Genomic DNA, 1,594 nt, shown 5'->3' with positions numbered 1-1,594 from the left:
CTAACTTGAAAATCAAACTTTGGCTTTAGCCCAAGAAGAGTATGTGGCGGAAGTCGTTGAATTACAACAGCCATAACTAAAACATTGATGAAAGGTTTAAATTGCAACCGGAACAGGCTCAACACTAACTTGATAACCAAGTTTTTCTAAGCGTTTAATCAAACGTTTCTTGACATTTTCCGGTTGTTGTTTGTCGAAATAATCAGCTCCTAAATCTTTATAAGGTTCCTGACGTGATATGAGATGATAAGCGATCGTTAAAATAGAATGTGCAACTGCGACAGCAGCACGCTTTTTACCCCTTCGTCCACTAATACGACGAAACTGAGCGGCAAGGTAAGTCTTGGTACGAGCTAGAGCATGAGCAGCCTGAACCAGAATTGTTCGTAAGGAGCGATTACCTTTACGGGTACTGGTTGAAAGCGTTTTCCCACCACTTTCATAATTCCCAGGTGCAAGCCCAGCCCAAGCAGCCAAGTGTTCGGCACTAGGGAAACGACTCATGTCAGCACCAATTTCGGAGACAATAATCTCCGCAGTTCGGCGTGCGATACCTGGTATTGTGTCAACTAGCTCTACCGCTTGCTCAAAAGGGTGGCAATAATCCTGAATTTGTTGGTCGAAACATTCAATTGTTTCGTCTATACTGTCAATTTGACACAATAACTGGGCAAGAATAAATCGTTGATGAGGACGAACTCTACCTTCAAGTGCTTGAATCAGTAAATCATACTTTTTTCGCATGGTTCCTTTGGCCAAATTCGCCATAAGTTCGGGAGAAGTGTTACCTTCAACGATCGCAGATAGCATTGCTCGTCCGGATACACCCATGACATCACTGGCAACTGAGGCAAGTTTAATGTTGGCAGCTTCAAGTACTTTTTGGACTCGATTCACCAAATTGACTCGTTCTCGAATAAAATTGCTACGATGGCGAGTTAAGTCGCGCAAATCTCTTTGCTCAACTGGTGGGATAAAACTCGGACGTAACAACCCATGTTGTAGTAGTTCAGCGATCCATTGTGAGTCTTTGATGTCTGTCTTGCGTCCTGGCACCGCTTTTATATGGCGGGCATTGACTAACATAACTTCAAAGTTACCTTCCAAGATGTTAAATATAGGTCGCCAGTACTCTCCAGTACTCTCCATTGCTACATGAGTGCATCCTTGGCTTGTCAACCAGTCAGAAAGTTTTAACAAGTCCTTGGTCATGGTAGTGAATGTACGTATTTCCTTATGCCATCCCCCCGAAGACTTTGGGGTAATTGCACAAGCTACCACTGTTTTTTTATGCACATCCAACCCTGCACAATGTCTATAGACTACCTGCATAAATCCTGACTATAACAATGCATCAAATTGATAGGGGGCTAATACTTGGATACTTCTTCCGGTCGATTCTAACTTGCGTGCTTACCAACACTACATATAGCTCGGTAGCGACAATTGGCAATGCCTCTGAGTATCCGGGTTCGACTGCCTTGCAGGCTAAATATGCTCTACTGAAGGACAACCTCGTTTGTATCAACCTTAAGTGGACGCTACCACATTTTCATGCTTGGCGGTGAAATTTTTTTCATTGGGACTGCCTTCT

Annotated in this window: 1 protein-coding gene; it reads right to left on the bottom strand. The window is 43.4% G+C overall.

The features are described from left to right. Nucleotides 1–96 precede the first annotated feature (96 nt). A complete protein-coding gene (locus GNE10_RS34365; protein WP_185570488.1) occupies nucleotides 97–1,332 on the bottom strand; it encodes an IS110 family transposase in 1,236 nt (411 codons plus the stop codon). Between the last annotated feature and the right edge of the window lie 262 nt (nucleotides 1,333–1,594).

Origin of the sequence: Nostoc sp. 2RC (assembly GCF_014222165.1) — a bacterium.
Lineage (GTDB): Bacteria > Cyanobacteriota > Cyanobacteriia > Cyanobacteriales > Nostocaceae > Nostoc > Nostoc linckia.
This window is presented reverse-complemented; position numbering and strand designations above follow the sequence as displayed.